At 52.8% G+C, this 21,156-nt stretch carries 18 protein-coding genes; all 18 read left to right on the top strand.

What is annotated here, in order from left to right:
- Positions 1–356: 356 nt before the first annotated feature.
- The 18 genes from JOD24_RS06450 to JOD24_RS06365 all read left to right on the top strand — a co-directional run bounded on the left by JOD24_RS06450 (position 357) and on the right by JOD24_RS06365 (position 21,137).
- The gene (locus tag JOD24_RS06450) at positions 357–1,214 is read left to right on the top strand and encodes a 3-hydroxybutyryl-CoA dehydrogenase (protein ID WP_429246553.1); all 858 of its coding nucleotides are present in this window, start codon (positions 357–359) and stop codon (positions 1,212–1,214) included.
- A gap of 27 nt (positions 1,215–1,241) precedes the next feature.
- Positions 1,242–2,384: an acyl-CoA dehydrogenase gene (locus JOD24_RS06445; RefSeq protein WP_429246552.1), complete on the top strand. Its 1,143-nt coding sequence runs from the start codon at positions 1,242–1,244 to the stop codon at positions 2,382–2,384.
- Positions 2,385–2,550: 166 nt separating this feature from the next.
- Entirely contained in the window at positions 2,551–3,693 is a 1,143-nt protein-coding gene (locus JOD24_RS06440) for an acyl-CoA dehydrogenase (RefSeq protein WP_429246551.1), read from the top strand.
- 101 nt (positions 3,694–3,794) lie between these two features.
- Complete coding sequence (locus JOD24_RS06435; protein WP_429246550.1) at positions 3,795–4,439, top strand: TetR/AcrR family transcriptional regulator; 645 nt, start codon at positions 3,795–3,797, stop codon at positions 4,437–4,439.
- A gap of 1 nt (position 4,440) precedes the next feature.
- A complete protein-coding gene (gene icmF / locus JOD24_RS06430) occupies positions 4,441–7,698 on the top strand; it encodes a fused isobutyryl-CoA mutase/GTPase IcmF (RefSeq protein WP_429246549.1) in 3,258 nt (1,085 codons plus the stop codon).
- A gap of 157 nt (positions 7,699–7,855) precedes the next feature.
- Positions 7,856–8,251, top strand: a complete 396-nt coding sequence (gene rpoE, locus JOD24_RS06425; RefSeq protein WP_429246548.1) for a DNA-directed RNA polymerase subunit delta — start codon at positions 7,856–7,858, stop codon at positions 8,249–8,251.
- 200 nt (positions 8,252–8,451) lie between these two features.
- Positions 8,452–10,065: a CTP synthase gene (gene pyrG, locus JOD24_RS06420; RefSeq protein ID WP_429246547.1), complete on the top strand. Its 1,614-nt coding sequence runs from the start codon at positions 8,452–8,454 to the stop codon at positions 10,063–10,065.
- Between the two features lie 278 nt (positions 10,066–10,343).
- On the top strand, positions 10,344–10,718 hold the full coding sequence (locus tag JOD24_RS06415; protein ID WP_429246546.1) for a response regulator: 375 nt from the start codon (positions 10,344–10,346) through the stop codon (positions 10,716–10,718).
- A gap of 26 nt (positions 10,719–10,744) precedes the next feature.
- Positions 10,745–10,996, top strand: coding sequence for a hypothetical protein (locus tag JOD24_RS06410; RefSeq protein WP_429246545.1), 252 nt, complete (start codon positions 10,745–10,747; stop codon positions 10,994–10,996).
- Positions 10,997–11,169: 173 nt separating this feature from the next.
- Positions 11,170–11,985: a 3-keto-5-aminohexanoate cleavage enzyme gene (gene kce, locus JOD24_RS06405; RefSeq protein ID WP_429246544.1), complete on the top strand. Its 816-nt coding sequence runs from the start codon at positions 11,170–11,172 to the stop codon at positions 11,983–11,985.
- A gap of 804 nt (positions 11,986–12,789) precedes the next feature.
- On the top strand, positions 12,790–13,644 hold the full coding sequence (fba, locus tag JOD24_RS06400) for a class II fructose-1,6-bisphosphate aldolase (protein ID WP_429246543.1): 855 nt from the start codon (positions 12,790–12,792) through the stop codon (positions 13,642–13,644).
- A gap of 54 nt (positions 13,645–13,698) precedes the next feature.
- Positions 13,699–14,346, top strand: a complete 648-nt coding sequence (gene fsa, locus JOD24_RS06395; RefSeq protein ID WP_380165022.1) for a fructose-6-phosphate aldolase — start codon at positions 13,699–13,701, stop codon at positions 14,344–14,346.
- A 123-nt stretch (positions 14,347–14,469) separates the two neighbouring features.
- On the top strand, positions 14,470–15,717 hold the full coding sequence (gene murA / locus JOD24_RS06390; protein WP_429246542.1) for a UDP-N-acetylglucosamine 1-carboxyvinyltransferase: 1,248 nt from the start codon (positions 14,470–14,472) through the stop codon (positions 15,715–15,717).
- A 631-nt stretch (positions 15,718–16,348) separates the two neighbouring features.
- A complete protein-coding gene (gene glpX, locus JOD24_RS06385) occupies positions 16,349–17,314 on the top strand; it encodes a class II fructose-bisphosphatase (protein ID WP_380165026.1) in 966 nt (321 codons plus the stop codon).
- 421 nt (positions 17,315–17,735) lie between these two features.
- Positions 17,736–19,001 (top strand): transcription termination factor Rho, encoded by a 1,266-nt coding sequence (gene rho / locus JOD24_RS06380; protein WP_380165028.1) that lies wholly within the window; start codon positions 17,736–17,738, stop codon positions 18,999–19,001.
- Positions 19,002–19,076: 75 nt separating this feature from the next.
- Entirely contained in the window at positions 19,077–20,054 is a 978-nt protein-coding gene (locus JOD24_RS06375) for a LysM peptidoglycan-binding domain-containing M23 family metallopeptidase (RefSeq protein WP_429246541.1), read from the top strand.
- Between the two features lie 191 nt (positions 20,055–20,245).
- A complete protein-coding gene (rpmE, locus tag JOD24_RS06370; RefSeq protein ID WP_009710478.1) occupies positions 20,246–20,443 on the top strand; it encodes a 50S ribosomal protein L31 in 198 nt (65 codons plus the stop codon).
- A gap of 85 nt (positions 20,444–20,528) precedes the next feature.
- Positions 20,529–21,137: a thymidine kinase gene (locus JOD24_RS06365; protein WP_429246540.1), complete on the top strand. Its 609-nt coding sequence runs from the start codon at positions 20,529–20,531 to the stop codon at positions 21,135–21,137.
- Positions 21,138–21,156: the final 19 nt, after the last annotated feature.

The raw sequence follows: 21,156 nt of genomic DNA, 5'->3' as shown, positions 1-21,156 counted from the left end.
GCTGGCAAAGCGACCTTTGTGCCACAGGCACTACAATCTGAAATTAAGGTAGCGCCACAGGCACTACAATCTCGATGGTAAGGAAGCCATCCTGCCCAGCGGAGAAGTCTTACGAGAGGGCGTTTAGGGGTTACATTCTTCTTGTGTTGCTTCCGTAAGGCTTTGCCCCTGCCCGATGGTCAGATGCGGAGCGGTCAGTCATTACTCCTTGCTGGATGGCAACGGTCGCGTGGGTGAACACGATCTCCCCACCTAAAATATCCTGAGTAAAAATTAAATATTATCGAGATGATTCTTTCTGCAGGGGGCTTTCGCCTCCTGCGGAATCATGACAACCCACAGGAAGGAGATGCGCTTTGAACATCCGACAATTCACCGTTATCGGTGCGGGGCAGATGGGGAGCGGGATCGCCCAGACGGCAGCCCAGTCCGGACTGGAAGTCTGCCTGCACGATCTGAAGGAAGAGTTTGTCCAAAGGGGACTGAAGGGGATTAAGAAGAATCTTTCCCGGAACGTAGAGAAGGGGAGGATGAGTGAAACGGAGAAGGCGGAGGTTTTAGGACGGATCCGAGTCACTTCCAACCTGGAAGAGGCGGCAACCGATGCAGATATCGTGGTGGAAGCCGCAATTGAGAATATGGAAGTAAAAACTGATCTGTTCCGAAAGTTGGATTCGATGGTTCCTGCTCAAGGAATTCTCGCCACCAACACTTCTTCCCTGCCCATCACCGAGATCGCCGCAGTCACCCGTCGGCCGGAGCGCGTGATCGGGATGCACTTTATGAATCCCGTACCAGTGATGAAACTGGTAGAAGTGATCCGGGGCTTGGCCACTGCCGATGAAGTATTTGCTCAGGTGGAACAACTGGCTCGGCAGATGGGGAAAACTCCGGTGGAAGTCAACGATTACCCCGGTTTTGTCTCCAACCGCATCCTGATGCCGATGATCAATGAGGCGATTTACACCGTCTATGAGGGGGTGGCCGAGCCGGAAGCGGTGGATCAGGTGATGAAGCTGGGGATGAATCATCCTATGGGTCCTCTCACCCTGGCGGATTTTATCGGGTTGGATACCTGCCTATATATCATGGAGACCCTTTACGAGGGTTTCGGGGACTCCAAGTATCGCCCCTGTCCCTTGTTGCGGAAGTATGTGAAGGCAGGCTGGCTTGGTCGGAAAACAGGGCGGGGCTTTTACACCTATGAATCGTAACCCCCAGAGGTTGTAGGAGGTTGAATCATGGATCTTCGGTTTACGGAGGAACAGGAAATGATGCGAAAAATGGTACGGGATTTCGCCCGTACTGAGATCCCCCCCTGTATTCCTTCGATGGACGGCCAAGACCAGTTCCCAGGGGAATTGGTTCAGAAGATGGGGGAACTGGGGTTGATGGGCATCCCGGTTCCGGAAAAATGGGGAGGGGCAGGGGCTGACTTTGTCAGCTACGTTCTCGCTCTGGAAGAAATCTCTAAAGTGAGTGCGGCTGTAGGGGTGATCCTGGCGGTTCACACCTCTGTAGGGACCTTCCCCATCCTTCGTTATGGAACAGAGGAGCAGAAGCAAAAGTATGTACCCCGGCTGACTCGAGGGGAGTATCTGGGTGCCTTCGCTTTGACGGAGCCCCATGCAGGCTCTGATGCCTCCGCCATTCGGACCCGGGCGGTGAGAAAAGGAGACCGGTACATCCTGGATGGGAGCAAGACTTTCATTACCAACGCCGGGGCTGCCAATACCTATGTCACCTTTGCCGTCACTGATCGGGATCAAGGCTCCAAAGGAATCTCCGCCTTTATTCTGGAAAAGGGGACTCCTGGATTGAGGGTCGGCAAAAAAGAGAAAAAGATGGGGTTGGGTGGTTCCAACACCTGTGAACTGATCTTGGAGTCGGCGGAAGTTCCGGTAGAAAACCGCCTGGGTCGTGAGGGGCAGGGCTATGAGATCGCTCTGTCCAATCTGTCAGGTGGCCGGATTGGCATCGGTGCACAAGCTTTGGGGATTGCAACATCGGCTCTGGAAGCGGCGACCGCTTATGCGAAGGAGCGCCATCAGTTCGGAAAACCGATCGGGAAGTTGCAGGGGATCCAGTTTAAGCTGGCGGAGATCGCCACCGAAGTGGAGGCCTCCCGCCTCCTGATTCACCAGGCGGCTACTCTGTATCAGGAAGGCCGTCCCTGTCGAAAAGAGTCTTCCATGGCCAAGCGATTTGCCTCGGATACTGCGATGAAGGCGGCCATCGAAGCGGTTCAGATATTCGGTGGGTATGGCTACAGTCGGGAGTATCCCGTGGAACGATTGTTCCGGGATGCCAAGATTACTCAGATCTATGAAGGAACCAATGAAATTCAGCGGCTCGTGGTTGGCGGGGAGTTGCTGAAGGACTGATACTTTTTTATTGCGATGAATAAGGATCGGAGGGGATTTTCCGAGAACTTTTGCGGAAAACCCCACTCTCCTACGACTGTGCTGTTTTCAAAATTTCCATTCTGTAGACCGCTATCATCCATTTCATCCAAAAATCATTCACAGAGAAAAAGGGAGGATGACCTTTATGCAGTTCCGCTTGAATGAGGAACATGAAATGATGCGGAAGATGGTCCGGGAATTTGCAGAGAAAGAAGTGGCTCCTACCGCATCGGAACGGGATGAGCAGGAACGCTTTGATCGTTCGATCTTCGATCAGATGGGCCAGTTGGGAATGACGGGGATTCCGTGGCCGGAAGAAGTGGGGGGCGTGGATTCCGATTTTCTCAGTTATGTGATCGCTGTGGAGGAACTATCCCGAGTGTGTGCCTCCACCGGGGTGACCTTGTCAGCCCATCTGTCTCTGGCCAGCTGGCCGATTTACAAATTTGGCAACCCCGAACAGAAAGAGCGTTTTCTGCGCCCACTGGCGGAAGGAACTCAGTTGGGCGCATACGGCCTCACTGAACCGGGTTCGGGATCGGATGCGGCGGGGATGCGGACGACAGCGGTGCGGGACGGGGATGCTTATATTCTCAACGGCAATAAGATCTTTATCACCAACGGCGGAGAAGCGGAGATCTATATAGTCTTTGCCGTAACCGAACCGGAGAAGAAACATCATGGGGTTACCGCCTTTATCGTGGAAAAGGGGGCTCCTGGCTTTTCCATCGGCAAGAAGGAGCAGAAACTGGGGATCCGTTCCTCTCCCACCACAGAGATCATCTTTGAAGACTGCCGCATTCCGGTGGAGAATCGCCTCGGAGAAGAAGGGCAGGGCTTTAAGATCGCCATGATGACTCTGGACGGGGGTCGTAACGGCATTGCCGCGCAAGCTGTGGGAATCGCCCAGGGAGCGTTGGATGCCGCCACCGCTTATGCCAAGGAACGCAAACAGTTTGGCAAGCCCATCGGAAAATTGCAAGGGATTCAGTTCAAGCTGGCGGATATGGCCACCCAGATCGAAGCGGCCCGGCTTCTGACTTATCAGGCGGCTTGGTTGGAAAGTCAGGGGCTTCCCTATGGAAAAGCTTCAGCCATGGCCAAATTGTATGCCGGTGATGCGGCGATGCAGGTGACCACGGAAGCAGTTCAGGTCTTCGGTGGTTACGGTTATACCCGAGAATATCCGGTGGAGCGCTTCATGAGAGATGCCAAAATCACTCAGATCTACGAAGGGACCAATGAAATTCAACGGGTGGTCATCGCCAATCATTTGCTGAAAGAATGACCTGCTTTCCAGGAAGATGGGAAGCCGATGCACATCTCCGCCAGAAGGTTGGAAAATAGCTGGACTGCCGCTTGCTCGGGGTGGTCGGAAGGAGGCGAAATATGAGCCGGGACCCGAAGAGGATTCCTTCTGTAGTCAAAAACCGTCAACTGGTGGAAAAACGTCGGCAACAGATGATCCGGGGGGCCTGTGATCTTTTCGTCAGAAAAGGGTTTCACAAAACCACTACCCGCGAAATCGCCCGGGAGTGCGGGCTCTCGATTGGCACGATGTATGAATATATTCAGAGTAAAGAGGATGTTCTATACCTGGTATGTGACTATATCCATACCGAATTGGAATCCCGGCTGAAATCCGCCCTTGCGGAAGCGGGAACCGGCCGGGAAGGGCTCATGGAGGCCATCGCCCAACATTTTCGCGTGATGGACGAAATGAGCGATGATGTCCTTCTCATTTACCAGGAGACCAAATCATTGCCGGGAGAGGCCATGTCCTACGTCTTAAAAAAAGAGGAAGAGATCACATCCTTGTTTGAAGAGGTTTTGCAAAAGGGCATCCGGGACAAAACCTTGACTTTGGATTCCTCGGTGGTGAAGCTAATGGCCCACAACATCATGGTTTTGGGCGAAATGTGGACATTTCGCAGGTGGTCCTTAAAGAAGCTTTACACCTTGGAAGAGTACACCCGCCACCAGACGGCCCTGTTGCTTAACCAATGTATCAACCCAAATACGGGGGGGAAGTGACATGTCGACAAAGGTGTATCAACCACGAAATCCCATCCGGTTTGTGACGGCGGCCAGTCTCTTCGATGGCCACGATGCTGCGATCAATTTGTACCGCCGGCTATTGCAGGCGAGCGGTGTAGAGGTGATTCATCTGGGGCACGACCGGTCTGTCGACCTGATCGTCGATGCTGCCATCCAGGAAGATGTTCAGGGGATTGCTGTCTCCTCCTATCAGGGAGGGCACATGGAATTTTTCAAATATATGATCGATCGACTCCAGGAAAAAGGAGCCGGTCACATCCGAGTGTTCGCTGGAGGAGGCGGAGTGATCGTCCCCCGGGAAATCCGGGAATTGGAAGACTACGGCGTAGTGAAAGTGTTTTCTCCGGAAGACGGGCGAAACATGGGATTGCAGGGGATTATCAACCATATGTTGGAAGTCTGTGATTTTCCCACAGTGGAAGAAGCATCCTGGGAGCAGGAGGCGGCGAGACAGGGGGATGATCGGGCGGTTGCACGCCTGATCACTCTAGCGGAGCAGGCTGTGGAGCAATCCGCTGGAAATACCTCAGTGCAGCAAACATCCACTCCAGAAAAAGGAGAGGTTCTGGAACCGCAGGTGCCCGTGATCGGGCTTACCGGTACCGGGGGCGCAGGTAAGAGTTCTTTAACCGATGAGCTGGTGCGGCGGTTTCTGGCGGACTTTCCTGAGCAAAAGGTAGCCGTCCTCTCCATCGACCCCTCCAAGCAGAAAACCGGCGGAGGACTGTTGGGAGACCGGATCCGCATGAATTCCGTGCACCATCCTCGGGTATACATGCGGAGTCTGGCCACCCGGAAAAATCGATCGGAACTCTCCGGGGCGACACAAGAAGCGCTAGCTGTTTTGAAGGGATCTGGTTTTGGCCTTATTATCCTGGAGACCAGCGGGATCGGTCAGGGAGATGCCGATGTGATCGAGGTTAGTGACCTGTCTGTCTATGTGATGACCTCCGAATTCGGGGCGCCTTCTCAGTTGGAGAAGATCGAGATGTTGGATTATGCGGATCTGGTCGTGATCAACAAATTTGATCGCAAAGGCTCCAAAGACGCTCTGCGGGACGTAAAAAAACAGTATCGGCGCAACCATGAACTCTTTGATGCTCCAGATGAGGAGATCCCCGTCTATGGAACCATGGCGAGCCGGTTTAACGATCCTGGCGTCAACCGGTTTTACCAGGAACTGATGGATCGGTTGCGGGAGAAGCTGTCGTTAGATTGGGAGTCCAGGGGGGAGACGGACGTAGACCAGCAGGGAGAGGGTCACATCATCCCACCAGAGCGAAGTCATTACCTGAGGGATATCTCCAATACCGTGCGAAAATACCGGCAGCACGTAGAAGAGCAGAGTCAGTTGGCGCGGAGGGTCCATCAGTTGGAAGGAACCTTGGAAACTCTGACAGAGTACCAAGAGGCGGATGAAGCCGTTGTGGAGAAATTGCACCGGGTTCAGAGAGAAGTGGAAGCCCGCATAGATCCTGACACGAAACAATTCCTCGCAGAATGGCCTAAACTGAAGGAATCCTATCGGCAGGATGAATATATCGTGACCATCCGGGATCGGGAGATCCGTACCCCCCTGTTCACGGAAACCCTGTCTGGAACCCCGATTCCCAAAGTATCCCTACCCAAGTATGAGGACCGGGGGGAGCTGGTGCGGTGGGGGATGATGGAGAACGTACCAGGCCGATTCCCCTTCACCGCAGGAGTGTTTCCCTTCAAACGGGCGGATGAAGATCCCAAGCGGATGTTTGCCGGTGAAGGGACCCCGGAACGGACCAATCGCCGTTTCCATTACCTTTCTGAAGGGGAACCAGCCAAGCGGCTGTCCACTGCCTTTGATTCGGTGACGCTCTATGGACGGGACCCTGATGAACGGCCGGATATCTATGGTAAGATTGGCGAGAGCGGGGTGAGTGTCTGCACTTTGGAGGATATGAAAAAGCTGTATGCCGGTTTTGACTTATGTGCTCCTAACACTAGTGTCTCTATGACGATCAACGGCCCGGCTCCGATCTTGCTCGCCATGTTTCTCAATACGGCTATCGATCAGCAGATTGACAAGTTACGGGAAGAGAAGGGGAGAGAACCCCAACCGGAAGAACAGGCAGCGATTCAGGCCCAAGCCCTATCCTCGGTTCGAGGGACGGTACAGGCGGATATTTTGAAAGAAGACCAGGGACAAAACACCTGTATCTTCTCCACTGAGTTTGCGCTGAAGATGATGGGGGACATCCAGGAATATTTTATTGCCCACCAGGTGCGCAACTACTATTCGGTCAGCATCAGCGGTTACCATATCGCCGAGGCAGGGGCTAATCCGATCTCCCAGCTGGCTTTCACACTGGCCAATGCCTTCACCTATGTAGAGTATTATCTCTCCCGGGGCATGGACATCGATCGGTTTGCTCCCAACCTCTCTTTCTTTTTCAGCAACGGACTGGATGCGGAGTACTCTGTGATCGGCCGGGTGGCCCGTCGCATTTGGGCGGTGGTGATGAAAAAGCTTTATGGAGCTAGTGAACGGAGCCAAAAGTTAAAATATCACATTCAAACCTCGGGTCGCAGTCTGCACGCTCAAGAAATCGATTTCAACGATATCCGGACCACACTGCAAGCGTTGATGGCGATCTATGACCAGTGCAATTCCCTCCACACCAACGCTTATGACGAAGCCATCACGACACCGACGGAGGAATCGGTGCGACGGGCGATGGCGATTCAGATGATCATCACCAAGGAGTTGGGTCTCGCCAAGAATGAAAACCCCCTGCAAGGTTCCTTCATCATCGAAGAGTTGACAGACTTGGTGGAGGAGGCGGTATTGGCAGAATTTGACCGCATTAGCGATCGGGGAGGCGTTCTAGGGGCGATGGAAACTCAGTATCAACGGGGGAAGATCCAGGAGGAATCCCTCTATTACGAGACTAAGAAACACTCCGGGGAACTGCCAATCATCGGGGTGAACACCTTTCTCAAAGAAGGGGGAGAGAGCGAACCGGAAGTGGAGCTGACCCGGGCCGCTCCTGAAGAAAAACAGGCTCAGATCCAAAACCTGCGCAAATTTCAAAATACTCATCGGGAAGCGGCGGAGACGGCTCTCCACCGGCTGAGACAGACGGCTCAAGAGAATGGCAATCTGTTTGCGGAACTGATGCATACCGTTCGTTATGCCAGTCTGGGGCAGATCACAGATGCCCTATTTGCAGTCGGCGGTGAATACCGTCGCAATATGTGATATGATAACTGCCAGCCGGCGGGCTGGCTTTTTTACATCCTACGGAGGGAGTACAGTTCCATCAGTTGACTTCGTTAAGGTTTTGGTTAAAATAGACATACGGTAAATAGGAATTAGTGGATCCTCAGACTTTTCACAGGAAGGAAGTGTGTGGGGGATGAACTTGGCAGAGTTGAATGAAGAAGGTATCCGGGAGACCGCCATGGTCGACATCGCTTATCATATATTGAATGAAAAGGGTGAACCGTTGTTATATCGGGAAATCATGAAGGAGATTGGCCGGATGAAGGGGTTTTCGGAAGAGGAGTCCCAGCGGCTGATCGCCCAGCTGTATACGGAAATCAATATTGACGGCCGGTTTATCTGTGTTGGGAAAAGCTTGTGGGGATTGAAACGCTGGTATCCCTTGGATCAAACTACTGACTCCGCCGTCGCCCAGAATGTGAAAGAGGATGTCGACGAAGTGGAAGAGGATCTGTTTGAAGAGGAGGACTCCGAGGGGGAAGAGGATTTGGACGGGGACTTTGATGAAGATGACGAGAAGACCTCGTAAGTGAAAACAGAGGCATCTTGACAAAGTAGGATCCCGGCAGTAAAGTAGCTAATGGGCTAAATTTTGTTTTTTACTAATGAGTCGTGGCAGCCGTTGCCACTGTAGTCTTTTGCGCGTAAGGTGCCCCCTAATTATAGGGAGGCGCTTTTTTTAATGTCTGGAAGTTATACTGGGAACGATAACCGGAGGAGGGCGGATCGATGACGAAATTTATTTTTGTAACCGGCGGTGTGGTATCATCCCTGGGAAAAGGAATTACCGCTGCCTCACTGGGACGGTTGTTAAAAAACCGTGGATTGACTGTAACGATTCAAAAGTTTGATCCATACATCAACGTGGACCCGGGAACCATGAGCCCGTATCAACACGGAGAGGTCTTCGTCACCGACGATGGAGCGGAAACGGACCTCGATTTGGGCCACTATGAACGATTCATCGACATCAATCTGTCCAAAAATAGCAATGTGACCACCGGAAAAATCTACTCTGCCGTGATTAATAAAGAAAGGCGCGGGGATTATCTCGGGGGGACGGTGCAGGTGATCCCTCATATCACCAATGAGATTAAGGACCGGGTATTCCGGGCGGCCCGGGAAACCCATCCTGATGTGGTCATCACAGAGATCGGCGGGACCGTGGGAGATATTGAGAGCCTTCCTTTTTTGGAGGCGATTCGCCAGATCAAAAGTGAGGTCGGCCGGGAGCATGTCATGTATATCCATTGCACATTGATTCCCGAGCTTTCCGCCACCGGCGAACTGAAGACCAAACCGACGCAACACAGTGTAAAAGAGCTGAGAAGTATTGGAATCCAACCCCATGTGATCGTTTGCCGGGCTGAACGTCCCCTCTCTGAGGAGATGAAGCAGAAGCTCGCACTCTTTTGTGACATTGACCGCGAAGCTGTGATTGAGATGCTGGATGCGGATACTTTGTATAAAGTCCCTCTGATGGTACAAGCCGAGGGGTTGGATCAGATCGTGGTTCGTCATCTGGGGCTGGATTGCCAGGAAGCGGATATGACTGACTGGATCGCTCTCGTCAATCGGGTGGAAAATCTGAGCCATCACTTGAAAATCGCCGTGGTAGGCAAGTATGTGGCTTTGCGGGATGCTTATATGAGTGTGGTTGAAGCTTTGAATCACGCCGGGTTTGCCAATGATAGCGAAGTGGAGATTCTTTGGGTCAACTCCGAAGAGGTCACCTCTGACAATGTCCACGAGCTATTGAAGGATGCGGATGGCATTCTGGTGCCAGGCGGTTTCGGCGATCGGGGGATTGAGGGGAAGATTGCAGCCGTCCGTTATGCTCGAGAACAACAAATCCCCATGTTCGGTATCTGCTTAGGCATGCAGGTGGTCTGTATCGAAGGAGCTCGCCATGTGTTGGGATTAGAGGGGGCCAACAGCTCCGAGATCGATCCAGAAACGCCCTATCCTCTGATCGATTTGCTCCCGGAACAAAAGGAGATCGAGGATTTGGGGGGAACGATGCGACTGGGTCTATATCCCTGCAAACTGCAACCTGGTACTCGAGCCCAAGCGGCTTACGGGAATGGATTGGTCTATGAGCGACATCGGCACCGCTATGAATTTAACAATGAATACCGGGAGCAGTTGCTGGAAGCGGGCTATGTATTCTCCGGGATCTCACCGGACGGACGTCTGGTAGAGATCGTGGAACTGCAGGATCATCCCTGGTTTGTCAGCTGTCAGTTCCATCCTGAATTCACCTCCCGTCCGGACCGCCCCCAACCTCTGTTCCGGGAATTTGTAGCGGCATCCTTAAAAGCGAGACAAAAAGTCCACGCCTGACTGGGCTGAACCATCACTTTTTTACGCGCCAAAAGGCGCGTTTTTTTGTTGGGAAAGGATGAACGGGGCTTATCCTTTCCGGATCGCTGCTAAGAATAGAAGGAAAAGAGACATCCGGTTGTGAATATAAAAAAGAATCCACATTTCTCCTCGCCGGCACCCGTCAGCTCCGGGAAATGGGTAACCAGTATACATAAAATTGAAAAAGTCCACTGGGTTGAGTAGGGATCGTGCTTTCCATACATGCCAAAATGAGGTTCTCACGAGGGGGGACAAGTATGCTTTCGGATAAAAAAGTTTTGGTTGTCGATGATCAATACGGTATCCGCATTCTATTGACGGAGGTATTCTCCCGAGAGGGGATAAACATTTTTCAGGCGGCTAATGGGAAATTGGCGCTGGAGATCATCCGCAAGGAAGACCCCGATTTGATTTTGTTAGACATGAAAATGCCGGGAATGGACGGCCTTGAACTGCTCCGACAACTGAAAAAAGAAAAAATAGAGGCGATCGTGATCATGATGACCGCCTATGGAGAATTGGATATGGTGGAGGAGGCAACCAAACTGGGGGCACGAGCCCACTTTACGAAACCTTTTGATGTGATGGAATTGCGGACGGAAGTGATTCGCCATCTAACACAAACCGAATGAACCTACAAAATAGAAAGGGAGAACGAATGTCGGAAGCAGTGAAGATCCGTTTGTGCATGAGTCAGTCCGATGCTCATTACGGAGGAGATCTGGTGGACGGCGCCAGAATGATGTCCTTGTTCGGCGATGTGGCGACGGAACTCCTGATCCGTCTGGATGGGGATGAGGGTTTGTTTGTGGCTTATGATTCCGTGGAGTTCACAGCGCCAGTGTACGCAGGGGATATATCGAGGCCACCGGCAAAATCGCGGGAAAGGGAAAGACCTCCCGGAAAATGAGCTTCGCCGATACAAAGTGATTGAAGCCCATATCGACCTTGCCCACCCCTCCGCTGCCCGTGTGCTGGAGGAACCGCAGCTGGTGGCTCAAGCAACGGGAACCTGTGTGGTTCCCTTAGATAAGCAACGTTTGCACGTCTGAAAAAACAAGATAGGTCCAGGAGGGGCAGGCCATGGAAAAATTGATCATTACGGCTGCCTTGGTTGGGGCGGAAGTGACCCGGCAAGACACCCCTTACCTTCCGGTTACCCCGGAAGAGATCAGAGAGGCAGCGGCTCAATCATGGGAGGCAGGAGCGGCCATCGCCCACATCCATGTCCGGGATGAAGCGGGCAGGCCCAGTCAGAGGCGGGATCTGTATGAGGCGACGATCCGGGAGATCCGCAAGCGTTGTCCCATCATCATCCAGGTATCCACTGGGGGAGCTGTGGGGATGACGGCAGAAGAGAGGCTACAACCGGTCTCCCTGAGGCCGGAGATGGCAACCCTGACCACAGGGACAGTCAATTTCGGGGAAGAAGTGTTTATGAATCCCCTCGCAGAGATCCGTCGCTTTGCGGAAACCATGGAACGATCCGGGGTGCGGCCGGAGTTTGAAGTTTTCGATACAGGAATGCTTGGAACCGCTCTGCGTTTGGTTCAGGAGGGCTGGGTCACCGGCCATCTCCACTTTGACTTTGTCATGGGCGTCCCCGGCGGCATGCCAGCAACGGCCCGCTATCTCCTGCTCTTGATCCACCAGTTGCCTGCAGGTGCTACCTGGACCGTGGCAGCCATCGGCAAACATCAGCTTCCAATGGCTACTCTGGGAATTACCCAGGGGGGACATGTCCGGGTCGGTTTGGAAGATAACATTTATTACCGGAAAGGCGAGTGGGACACCAATGCCCAACTGGTGGCCCGAGTGAAGCGGCTCGCCACGGAATTGGAGCGCGATGTGGCCACACCCGAGGAAGCTCGGCGCTTGCTAGGTCTGAAGGGGAAGTAGAAGGGTCATATTTTGATGAAAAATCGGGTAAAAGAGGAGGAGAGACTGAAAAAATAGTCACCGGAATAGGTCTGTTGATTAACCAGAAAATGGGCAGCGGAAGGGAGTCGTGTGCTGCCAAAGCGAGACCTGGGAGCGGAAGCGACCCTGGCGAGACTTGTGCCCTGTGGGTGCAAAGCGACCTTTGTACCATGGGCACTACCATCCAAAGGGACTAAAGCTCTAGATTAAGTAGCCATCTACCCTGCGGAGAATCTGAAGGGAGGTCGTCTAGAAACAGGGTGGAAAAAGAAATTGGTACAGGGAGGATGGGGTTTCACATGAAGCGATTTTGGATCGGAAGATGCCGGAATGCGAAACCCCATCCTGACCGACTCTAGCCCAGAAGACTTGTAGCGCCAGCCTCTACTTCCTTGTGGGAGGGTATAGTCGCGGGGGTAAACACGACTTACTTACCAAAATATAGTTATTCAACTCGCTTGACATGAAATGACTCAGGATTGTAGAAAATTTGGCGCCGTCAGGTGAAATGGATCCCACAGTCCGGAAAGTGTTCAGCAGCTGGAGCGGGCGGCGCCCCGATTTTACCTGCGAGGAGGTCATCCTCACTAATGTCGGATCAGGTACCGGCAGGTGTTTTATGTTAAAATATCGGTGAACACCCTCCCGATTCGGGATTGGCAACGGTATTGTCTTGCTTTTTTGGGGCGACGCCAGCGGCTCCCGGTGTCATGGTAGGTGGTACATAACGGGAGTTCGGAGGTTCATTTTTCACAAACCCATCCAGACGAGGAGGATTTCCATATGTCATTGGTACCGATGACCGAGTTTCTCCCCCGCGCTAAAAAAGAAGGATTTGCGGTGGGACAGTTTAATATGAATAACCTGGAGTTTGTTCAGGGAATCGCCGCTGCGGCTAAGGCAGAGAAGTCCCCTTTTATTTTCGGTGTCAGTGAAGGGGCCATGCGTTATATGGGGCTTGAATATGTGGTGGCGATGGCTGAGATCGCTGCCAAAGAGGCGGAAGTGCCCGTGGCACTCCACCTGGATCACGGGAGCAGTTTTGAAGTGGCGATGAAATGCATCCAGGCCGGTTTTTCTTCTGTCATGTTTGATGGATCCCATCATCCCTATGAGGAAAACATCCGCCTGACCCAGGAGATCGTCAAAGCGGCCCATGCGGTAGGCGTATCCGTCGAAGGGGAGCTGGGAACCATCGGCGGAGTGGAGGACGATGTGCAGGTGGATGAAGAGAAAGCAGCCCTCGCCAACCCGAAAGAGGCGATCCGCTTTTGGGAGGAGACCCAAGTGGATGCGATGGCGATTGCCGTCGGAACTGCTCATGGGATGTACAAAGGTGAACCAAAAATCCACTTTAACATTATCGAAGAAGTGGCTCAAAACATCGATGCCCCCATCGTTCTTCACGGTGGTTCCGGAGTGCCGGATTCGGCGATTCAAGAGTCCATCCGACGGGGTGTGGGTAAGATCAATGTCAACACGGAAAGCCAGGTCGCCTGCACTCAGGTGATTCGTGACCTGCTGATGAGCCAACCAGATATGATCGACCCGCGTAAATATCTGGGTCCAGGTCGGGAAGCGATCCAAGAGACGGTTCAAGGCAAGATGCGTCTGTTCGGCAGTTCCGGCAAGGCTTGATTCCTGGGGAGCCCATCGGCCCCCCTCTTCAATATTTACAGGAGATGATCCGCTTTGAAATTTTTTATCGATACTGCCGATGTAGATGAGATTCGCGAGGCAAACCAATGGGGCATTCTTTCTGGAGTCACCACCAATCCGAGTCTGGTGGCCAAATCAGGCCGAGACTTCACTGAGGTCCTTCGGGAAATCGTAGAGAGCGTCGACGGTTCCATCAGTGCAGAAGTGATGAGTGATGATGCCGAAGGTATGTGGAAAGAGGCGGAACCGCTCACAGCCATTTCTGAAAAGATCACCATCAAAGTGCCGATGACTGGGGAAGGGTTGAAAGCTGTCCACCGCTTCTCTCAAGCGGGAATACAAACCAATGTTACTCTGGTTTTTTCCGCCAATCAGGCTTTGATGGCGGCACGGGCCGGGGCCACCTATGTGAGTCCTTTTATCGGGAGGCTGGATGATATCAGCCATGACGGAATGGAATTGATTGGACAAATCGCTCATATCTTTGATGTACATGAGATTGGGACAGAGATCATTGCAGCGAGTGTACGCCACCCCATTCATGTTACCCAGGCGGCGGAAAGTGGAGCTCATATCGCCACGCTCCCCTTCGGCGTCATGAAGAAACTGTTGCAGCATCCCTTGACCGATCAAGGGATCGAGCGGTTTAAGAGAGACTGGGAACAAGCGATCAAAGGATAAGCAGGAGCTGAGGATCTCAATCATCAGTGTTCCGGCGGTGCAGGTGTGGCCTGTCGCCGCCGGATTTCCCTTTTCATGGAGGGGTACGCCCAGGTCAGGCGTCAATTGAGAGGGAGGGTCAAGATGGAAAAGCTGATGATCAAAGGAGGACGCCCGCTTTACGGACATGTACCGGTCAGCGGGGCAAAAAACAGTGCACTGGCTTTGATTCCAGCCACGATTCTAGCCGAGTCGGTCACAGTGATAGAAAATTTACCCGATGTTCAGGATGTGCAAGTCTTTGAGGGAATTATTCGCAGTTTGGGAGCGGAAGTGACCCGAGAGGGGGATCGTCTCCGCATCGACGGGCGTCAAATGAGAAACCAGCCGATGGCGGGTCCAAGCGTGAAAAAACTGCGGGCCTCCTATTATCTGATGGGTGCGATGTTGGGCCGGTTTGGAGAGGCGGTGGTGGGACTTCCCGGAGGCTGTAATCTGGGACCCCGTCCCATCGATCAGCATATTAAGGGCTTGGAAGCATTAGGAGCCCAAGTGGTTTGCAAGGAGGGTTCCATCCACCTGACCGCTTCTCGTCTGAAAGGGGCAAGAGTCTATCTCGATGTAATGAGCGTGGGGGCCACGATTAATATCATGTTGGCGGCTTCTCGGGCGGAGGGGGTCACCGTGATCGAGAATGCAGCCAAAGAACCCGAGATTATCGATGTAGCTACGCTCCTCTCCTCCATGGGGGCCCGAATTCAGGGAGCCGGCACCGATGTGATTCGGATCCAGGGTCGGCGCTCTTTGCAAGGGTGTCGTCACTCCATCATCCCCGACCGGATCGAGGCAGGGACCTATATGATCTTTGCAGCGGCCACTGTGGGAGATGTGACCGTGGAGAATGTGATCCCTCTCCATCTGGAGCCCTTGTCGGCAAAATTGCGAGAGATGGGGATCGCCGTAAAGGAGTCAGATGAGTCCCTCCGGGTGATCGGCAAGGAAAAGTATCAGGCTGTAGATATCAAAACCCTCCCTTATCCCGGATTTCCCACAGATTTACAACAACCTTTCACTTCCTTGCTCACCCAAGCGGAAGGGACGAGTCTGGTGACAGATAACATCTATGCTTCCCGGTTTAAGCAAGTGGATGAGCTGTATCGCATGGGAGCCGATGTACGAGTGGAAGGGCGGACGGCATGGATCCGGGGAGGTTTCCCCTTGCATGGAACGGCTGTACAGGCGATGGATCTCAGGGGAGGCGCCGCTCTAGTAGTAGCTGGCCTGGTAGCAACAGGCATGACAGAGATCACCGGAGTGGATCACATTGACAGAGGATACGAAAACCTTGAAAATAAGCTCAGCTCTCTGGGGGCGGAGATTTGGAGAGTCTAGTGCTTCTCAGCAAATGTGGTGTGTCAAAATGGGCTAGGATGGTGGATTTGATTCGTCTTGGCGTTCTTTGCAAGAGATCGGAGCAGCCTTACCAACTAGCTCCCCTGTTTTGCTGAAAAAAGATGAAAGTGGCTTGAAGGGGAATTAGGGTGTGTCTGGTAAATCTATATTTGGGGGGACTGAGCTGGTCGGGATGGGGTTTCACATTCCATTCCGTCTTTTCTTTAATACTTGAATCACCAGTACGCTGCTACCAAGGATGAACTTGAGAAGATCGGCACTGGTTTCTGCGTAATCGAAATGAAGCCCCCGTAGGTTTTTTCCCATGGTTGCTAGCGGGCATGTTGATTAGCATATTTTACGATGGGGCAATGGGAAGAGCGAAGAGACCGTTTCGTTCCCATCATCCACTTAGGGTTCATCACAGCCCTGGGTTGCTAGGACCGATCTGGTCATTTAAGCGTCGGCAACAATGAGAGTTTCCCCCCGTTCTTCTTTGGCTGAGGAACCGGGTTCACTCCGTGGGGTTAAATAGTGTAACATATAGAGGTGATTAGGCTATCCCATTGAGTGTTTTTTATAATGGAATTCCACAGGTTCCATGAAGGGAAAAAGCTGGGGGGGATTGAAGTTGGAACGTAGCCTGACAATGGAGTTGGTCCGGGTCACGGAAGCAGCTGCCGTGGCATCCGGCCGTTGGATGGGTCTGGGGAAAAAGGATGAGGCGGACGAAGCTGCCACCTCAGCCATGCGAACCGTTTTTGACACGATTCCGATGCGGGGAACCGTGGTCATCGGTGAAGGGGAGATGGATGAAGCACCGATGTTGTACATCGGGGAACGCCTCGGCCTCGGTTATCTGCCAGAGGTGGACGTGGCTGTCGATCCCCTGGAAGGGACCAACATCGTGGCGAAGGGGCTGTGGAACGCTCTGTCCGTCGTGGCTGTGGCGGATCGAGGCAACCTATTACACGCTCCGGACATGTATATGGACAAAATTGCCGTGGGACCGGGGGCCGTCGGACAAGTGGATCTCAACGCTCCGGTGGAGGAAAATCTCCGTGCCGTCGCGCGGGCGCTCGGCAAGGATGTGAACGATCTGGTCGTGGCGTTGCTCGACCGTCCTCGTCACACTAAAATCATAGAAGATGTCCGCAAAACCGGTGCCCGAATCAAACTGATTCCAGACGGGGATGTGGCGGCAGCGATCCATACCGCTTTTCCTGATACCGGTGTGGACCTGCTCTTGGGATGCGGTGGAGCTCCGGAAGGAGTCTTGTCGGCGGTCGCCTTGAAATGCTTGGGTGGCGAGATCCAGGGGCGTCTGTTACCTGAGGATGACGAACAGTTTCAACGGTGTCTACAGATGGGAATTCAAGACCCGGGTCAAACCCTGTTTATGCAGGATTTGGTCGGGGGAGATGATGCGATCTTCGCTGCCACCGGAGTCACCGACGGTGAATTGCTGAAGGGCGTTCGCTACAACGGTACCAACGCTACCACCCATTCCTTGGTGATGCGGGCTAAAACCGGAACGGTTCGATTCGTGGACGGCAAGCACAGGTTGGAAAAAAAGCCGAATCTGGTATTGGATTAAGCGGTCGAGTTATTCAGAACCGATGTGGAGAGCAGGAGATAGGGTGTGACCGGTGGAGATCCTTTGCAACAAGTCTCGCCAAGATCACTTCGTTCCCGCTCTCACTATGTGTATTTGGGGTCACACAGCCCTGATCCCCGGCGAGGGATGATCATACACACTTTATAAGTATCGATATTACCTTGCAACCTTCCAGGAGTATGGTGATAAGGTTAGTGGAGAGAAAGTGGGGGTTCAGATGGCGGCTCATAGACGGTCCCACACGCCTTTCGTCATGTGAAACTCGATTTTCCCACCAACTACCTCAACTACAATCGACCTATAAGGATACCTGCTGGGCTCTTAGACCACCGGAATATCCACCGGAGGAATGGGTCAAGCTGGAAAGGACATTCTGAAAAAAGTGCGGTGATGGCTATTGATGGATCTTTCCTTAAACAATCTGGAGAACCGGCGCTTGCCGGAACTGTATCAACTGGCTAAGGAGTATCATATCTCCCATTACAGTCAGATGAAAAAGAAAGAACTGATTTTTGCAATTCTAAAAGCCAAGGCGGAAAAAGCGGGTCTGATGTTTATGGAAGGCGTGCTGGAGATGATGCCAGAGGGATATGGGTTCCTCCGCCCTATCAACTATCTCCCTTCTTCGGAAGATATCTACATCTCCGCTTCACAAATCCGTCGTTTCGATCTCCGCACCGGAGATCTGGTATCGGGCAAAGTGAGGGCGCCGAAAGAGAATGAGCGGTATTTTGGCCTGTTGCAAGTAGAAGCCGTCAATGGCCAAGATCCGGAACAAGCCGCAGAGCGCCTTCATTTCCCCGCTTTGACCCCCCTCTACCCCGAACAAAGGCTCCATCTGGAGTCGAATCCGAATCAGTTATCCACCCGAATCATGGACTTGGTCGCGCCTGTAGGTCTGGGACAACGCGGGCTGATCGTTGCCCAACCCAAGGCGGGAAAGACGATGTTGCTCAAGGAGATCGCCAACAGCATCACAGCCAATCACCCGGGGATTTCTCTGTTTGTTCTCCTGATTGACGAGCGGCCGGAAGAAGTGACGGATATGCAACGGTCTGTCGATGGAGAAGTGGTTAGCTCCACATTTGACGAGATGCCCGAGAATCATATCAAGGTGTCCGAGCTGGTCCTGGAGCGGGCCAAGCGATTGGTTGAACACAAACAGGACGTGGTGATTTTACTGGACAGCATTACGCGCTTGGCTCGGGCCTACAACCTGGTGATTCCCCCTAGCGGCCGTACGTTGTCCGGAGGGATTGACCCCGCCGCCTTTCACCGGCCCAAACGATTTTTCGGTTCCGCACGAAATGTGGAAGAGGGCGGTAGTTTGACCATTTTGGCCACAGCCTTGGTCGATACAGGTTCTCGGATGGATGATGTGATCTATGAAGAATTTAAAGGGACAGGTAATCTGGAACTTCATCTGGATCGCCGCCTGTCCGAACGACGGATTTTCCCTGCGATCGATCTTCGCCGCTCCGGTACCCGCAGAGAGGAACTCCTCCTCTCCAAAACGGAACAGGAGAAACTGTGGAACCTGCGCAAAACCATGTCCGACGGGCTGGAATTCACCGATTCTTTTCTGCGCAAGCTGGCTGAAACGGAGACCAATGAGGAATTCCTCGCCAAATTGGAATCTCGCCCCCGGTCTTCCACCGCTTCATAACCCTTTCTTTTCCGACATAGGATAGATGGGAGAGATGGATGGGCATCTTTTCAAAACATCCTTTGAGGTGGTGTGATGACCAAAAAAACCACACTTGTGGCCTCCTCCCTTTCATTGTGCACAGCTTCTTTGTTCTCAAGCAGTGATGGAAATTCTGTTCGCGCCGTAACGGAGGAGGGGATCCACCCCCATACCCCAGATTGGCCAAAAGAGAGACTTGCTCAAGAAGCGCTCTATCATTACCTGAATCCCCTTACCTCAGTTGCAGAGGGAAACCTGGCGGTCTCATCGGATAAAAAAACACTCACCTACCAAGTGGAAAAAGGGGACACTCTTTATGGGATCGGTCTTCGCTACGGGGTGGATCACCAGGTCTTAGCTGAAATGAACGGGATCAAAGATCCGCAGTTGTTACAGCCGGGGCAACGACTCCAGATCCCGGTGCAATTCAAGCGGATCCGAGTAAAAGAAGGGCAAACTTTGACCTCCATCGCTGAGGAAAACGACGTGACGGTGATGGCCTTGAAAGAGGCCAACCCGGATCTTATTCTTTCCTCTGCTCCCTATGTGGGACAAGTGCTGACCCTTCCTGAAGAGATCTCTCCCGCAACCACTCTCCCTGCAATGGAGGCGGAAAAGGGAGAGGTCCAACTGGCGGCGTCAGAGACTGGAGGGGAGCGTTCTTTTATTCGATGGCCGGTGACCGGGCAAATCACCAGCCGGTTTGGTATGAGACATGGAAAAATGCACACCGGGATCGACATCTGGAATGAACGGGGTGTCCAGACACCGATTCGGCCGGCGAGCAGTGGCACCGTGATCCGGGCTGGGTGGGGAGGCAATTACGGGAATTTGGTGGTAGTGGATCACGGTGGGGGCTGGACCACTTATTATGCCCATCTGAGTCAGATTTCGGTCAGTCAAGGACAGAAGGTCTCCCGTAAAAGTGAGCTCGGTCGCATGGGGACTACTGGAAATTCCACAGGCGTCCATCTCCATTTTGAGGTGCGACGCAATGACCAACCCATGAACCCCCTTGAAATACTTCCTTAACCGGTCTGCGGACTACTGCACTTTTATTGTTATTTTGCCGAGACTTCAATCTCCCAGCCGTTACTGGGATAAGATGGATCCACTCCCTCCTTCCTCTTGCAGGTGTTGAGAAGCCATGATATACTATTTTAGTGGTTTTACATCGGATCAATCGGTGGATGAAACCCCAACGGGGAAAGAGGTGAAGTTTCATGAAAGCGGCTATTCATCCTGAGTACAAGCGGACTACCGTGACCTGCGCTTGTGGGAATACTTTTGAGACCGGTTCGACAAAGGAAAACCTGCGCGTGGATATCTGCTCCGCATGCCATCCCTTTTTCACCGGCAAACAGAAACATGTGAGTGCTGGTGGCCGTGTGGATCGGTTTAAGAAGAAATACAACCTGTAAATCTTGATATAGATGATTCAGGGGTTTAAACAGGCAGGCGGCCCTCGCCTGCCTGTTTCTCCTTTGATACATAGGAGGGGAAGGGATGAACCCGGTGACCAGGGACGGATGGATTGAGGTCATCTGCGGGGGAATGTTCTCCGGAAAGAGCGAAGAGCTGATCCGCCGGATCCGTAGGGCACGGATCGCCAAACAGAGGGTGGCCGTTTTTAAATCTGCTGTAGATACTCGTTATCGTCCTGAAGCTGTCACATCCCACAATGGTGTCTATGCGGATGCGACGGTGTTGAGCCAAGCTGTACATATTCTGGACCATGTATCCGATGAGATCGATGTGGTGGCTATCGATGAAGTTCAGTTTTTTGATGAGGAGATCGTCTATGTGGCTCAAACCTTGGCTAATCAGGGCATTCGGGTGATTTGTGCAGGGCTGGACCAGGATTTTCGGGGAGTCCCTTTCCGTCCGACTCCGGATCTGATGGCAGTGGCGGAGTATGTGACCAAATTGCAGGCGATCTGTGTTCAATGCGGCAACCCGGCAGGCCGGACCCAACGCTTGGTAGATGAGGAGCCGGCAAATGAGGACGAGCCGATCGTACAGGTGGGAGCCAAGGAGAAATACGAAGCTCGGTGTCGACACTGTCATGAATTGGCGGAACGGAAATCTTTATCCAAGAGTTTTTCACCTTCCTGAGAGGTACACTAGCCCCAGG

Origin of the sequence: Kroppenstedtia sanguinis, from assembly GCF_050433445.1 — a bacterium.
GTDB lineage: Bacteria > Bacillota > Bacilli > Thermoactinomycetales > DSM-45169 > Kroppenstedtia > Kroppenstedtia sanguinis.
This window is presented reverse-complemented; position numbering and strand designations above follow the sequence as displayed.

What these genes read in the sequence shown, in the direction of transcription:
- JOD24_RS06365 (WP_429246540.1), top strand. Translation starts at nt 20,529, where the DNA reads ATGAACCCGGTGACCAGGGACGGATGGATTGAGGTCATCTGCGGGGGA.
- pyrG (WP_429246547.1), top strand. Translation starts at nt 8,452, where the DNA reads ATGACGAAATTTATTTTTGTAACCGGCGGTGTGGTATCATCCCTGGGA.
- JOD24_RS06375 (WP_429246541.1), top strand. Translation starts at nt 19,077, where the DNA reads ATGACCAAAAAAACCACACTTGTGGCCTCCTCCCTTTCATTGTGCACA.
- kce (WP_429246544.1), top strand. Translation starts at nt 11,170, where the DNA reads ATGGAAAAATTGATCATTACGGCTGCCTTGGTTGGGGCGGAAGTGACC.
- JOD24_RS06435 (WP_429246550.1), top strand. Translation starts at nt 3,795, where the DNA reads ATGAGCCGGGACCCGAAGAGGATTCCTTCTGTAGTCAAAAACCGTCAA.
- JOD24_RS06415 (WP_429246546.1), top strand. Translation starts at nt 10,344, where the DNA reads ATGCTTTCGGATAAAAAAGTTTTGGTTGTCGATGATCAATACGGTATC.
- fba (WP_429246543.1), top strand. Translation starts at nt 12,790, where the DNA reads ATGTCATTGGTACCGATGACCGAGTTTCTCCCCCGCGCTAAAAAAGAA.
- rpmE (WP_009710478.1), top strand. Translation starts at nt 20,246, where the DNA reads ATGAAAGCGGCTATTCATCCTGAGTACAAGCGGACTACCGTGACCTGC.
- JOD24_RS06410 (WP_429246545.1), top strand. Translation starts at nt 10,745, where the DNA reads ATGTCGGAAGCAGTGAAGATCCGTTTGTGCATGAGTCAGTCCGATGCT.
- rho (WP_380165028.1), top strand. Translation starts at nt 17,736, where the DNA reads ATGGATCTTTCCTTAAACAATCTGGAGAACCGGCGCTTGCCGGAACTG.
- murA (WP_429246542.1), top strand. Translation starts at nt 14,470, where the DNA reads ATGGAAAAGCTGATGATCAAAGGAGGACGCCCGCTTTACGGACATGTA.
- icmF (WP_429246549.1), top strand. Translation starts at nt 4,441, where the DNA reads ATGTCGACAAAGGTGTATCAACCACGAAATCCCATCCGGTTTGTGACG.
- JOD24_RS06445 (WP_429246552.1), top strand. Translation starts at nt 1,242, where the DNA reads ATGGATCTTCGGTTTACGGAGGAACAGGAAATGATGCGAAAAATGGTA.
- JOD24_RS06440 (WP_429246551.1), top strand. Translation starts at nt 2,551, where the DNA reads ATGCAGTTCCGCTTGAATGAGGAACATGAAATGATGCGGAAGATGGTC.
- rpoE (WP_429246548.1), top strand. Translation starts at nt 7,856, where the DNA reads ATGAACTTGGCAGAGTTGAATGAAGAAGGTATCCGGGAGACCGCCATG.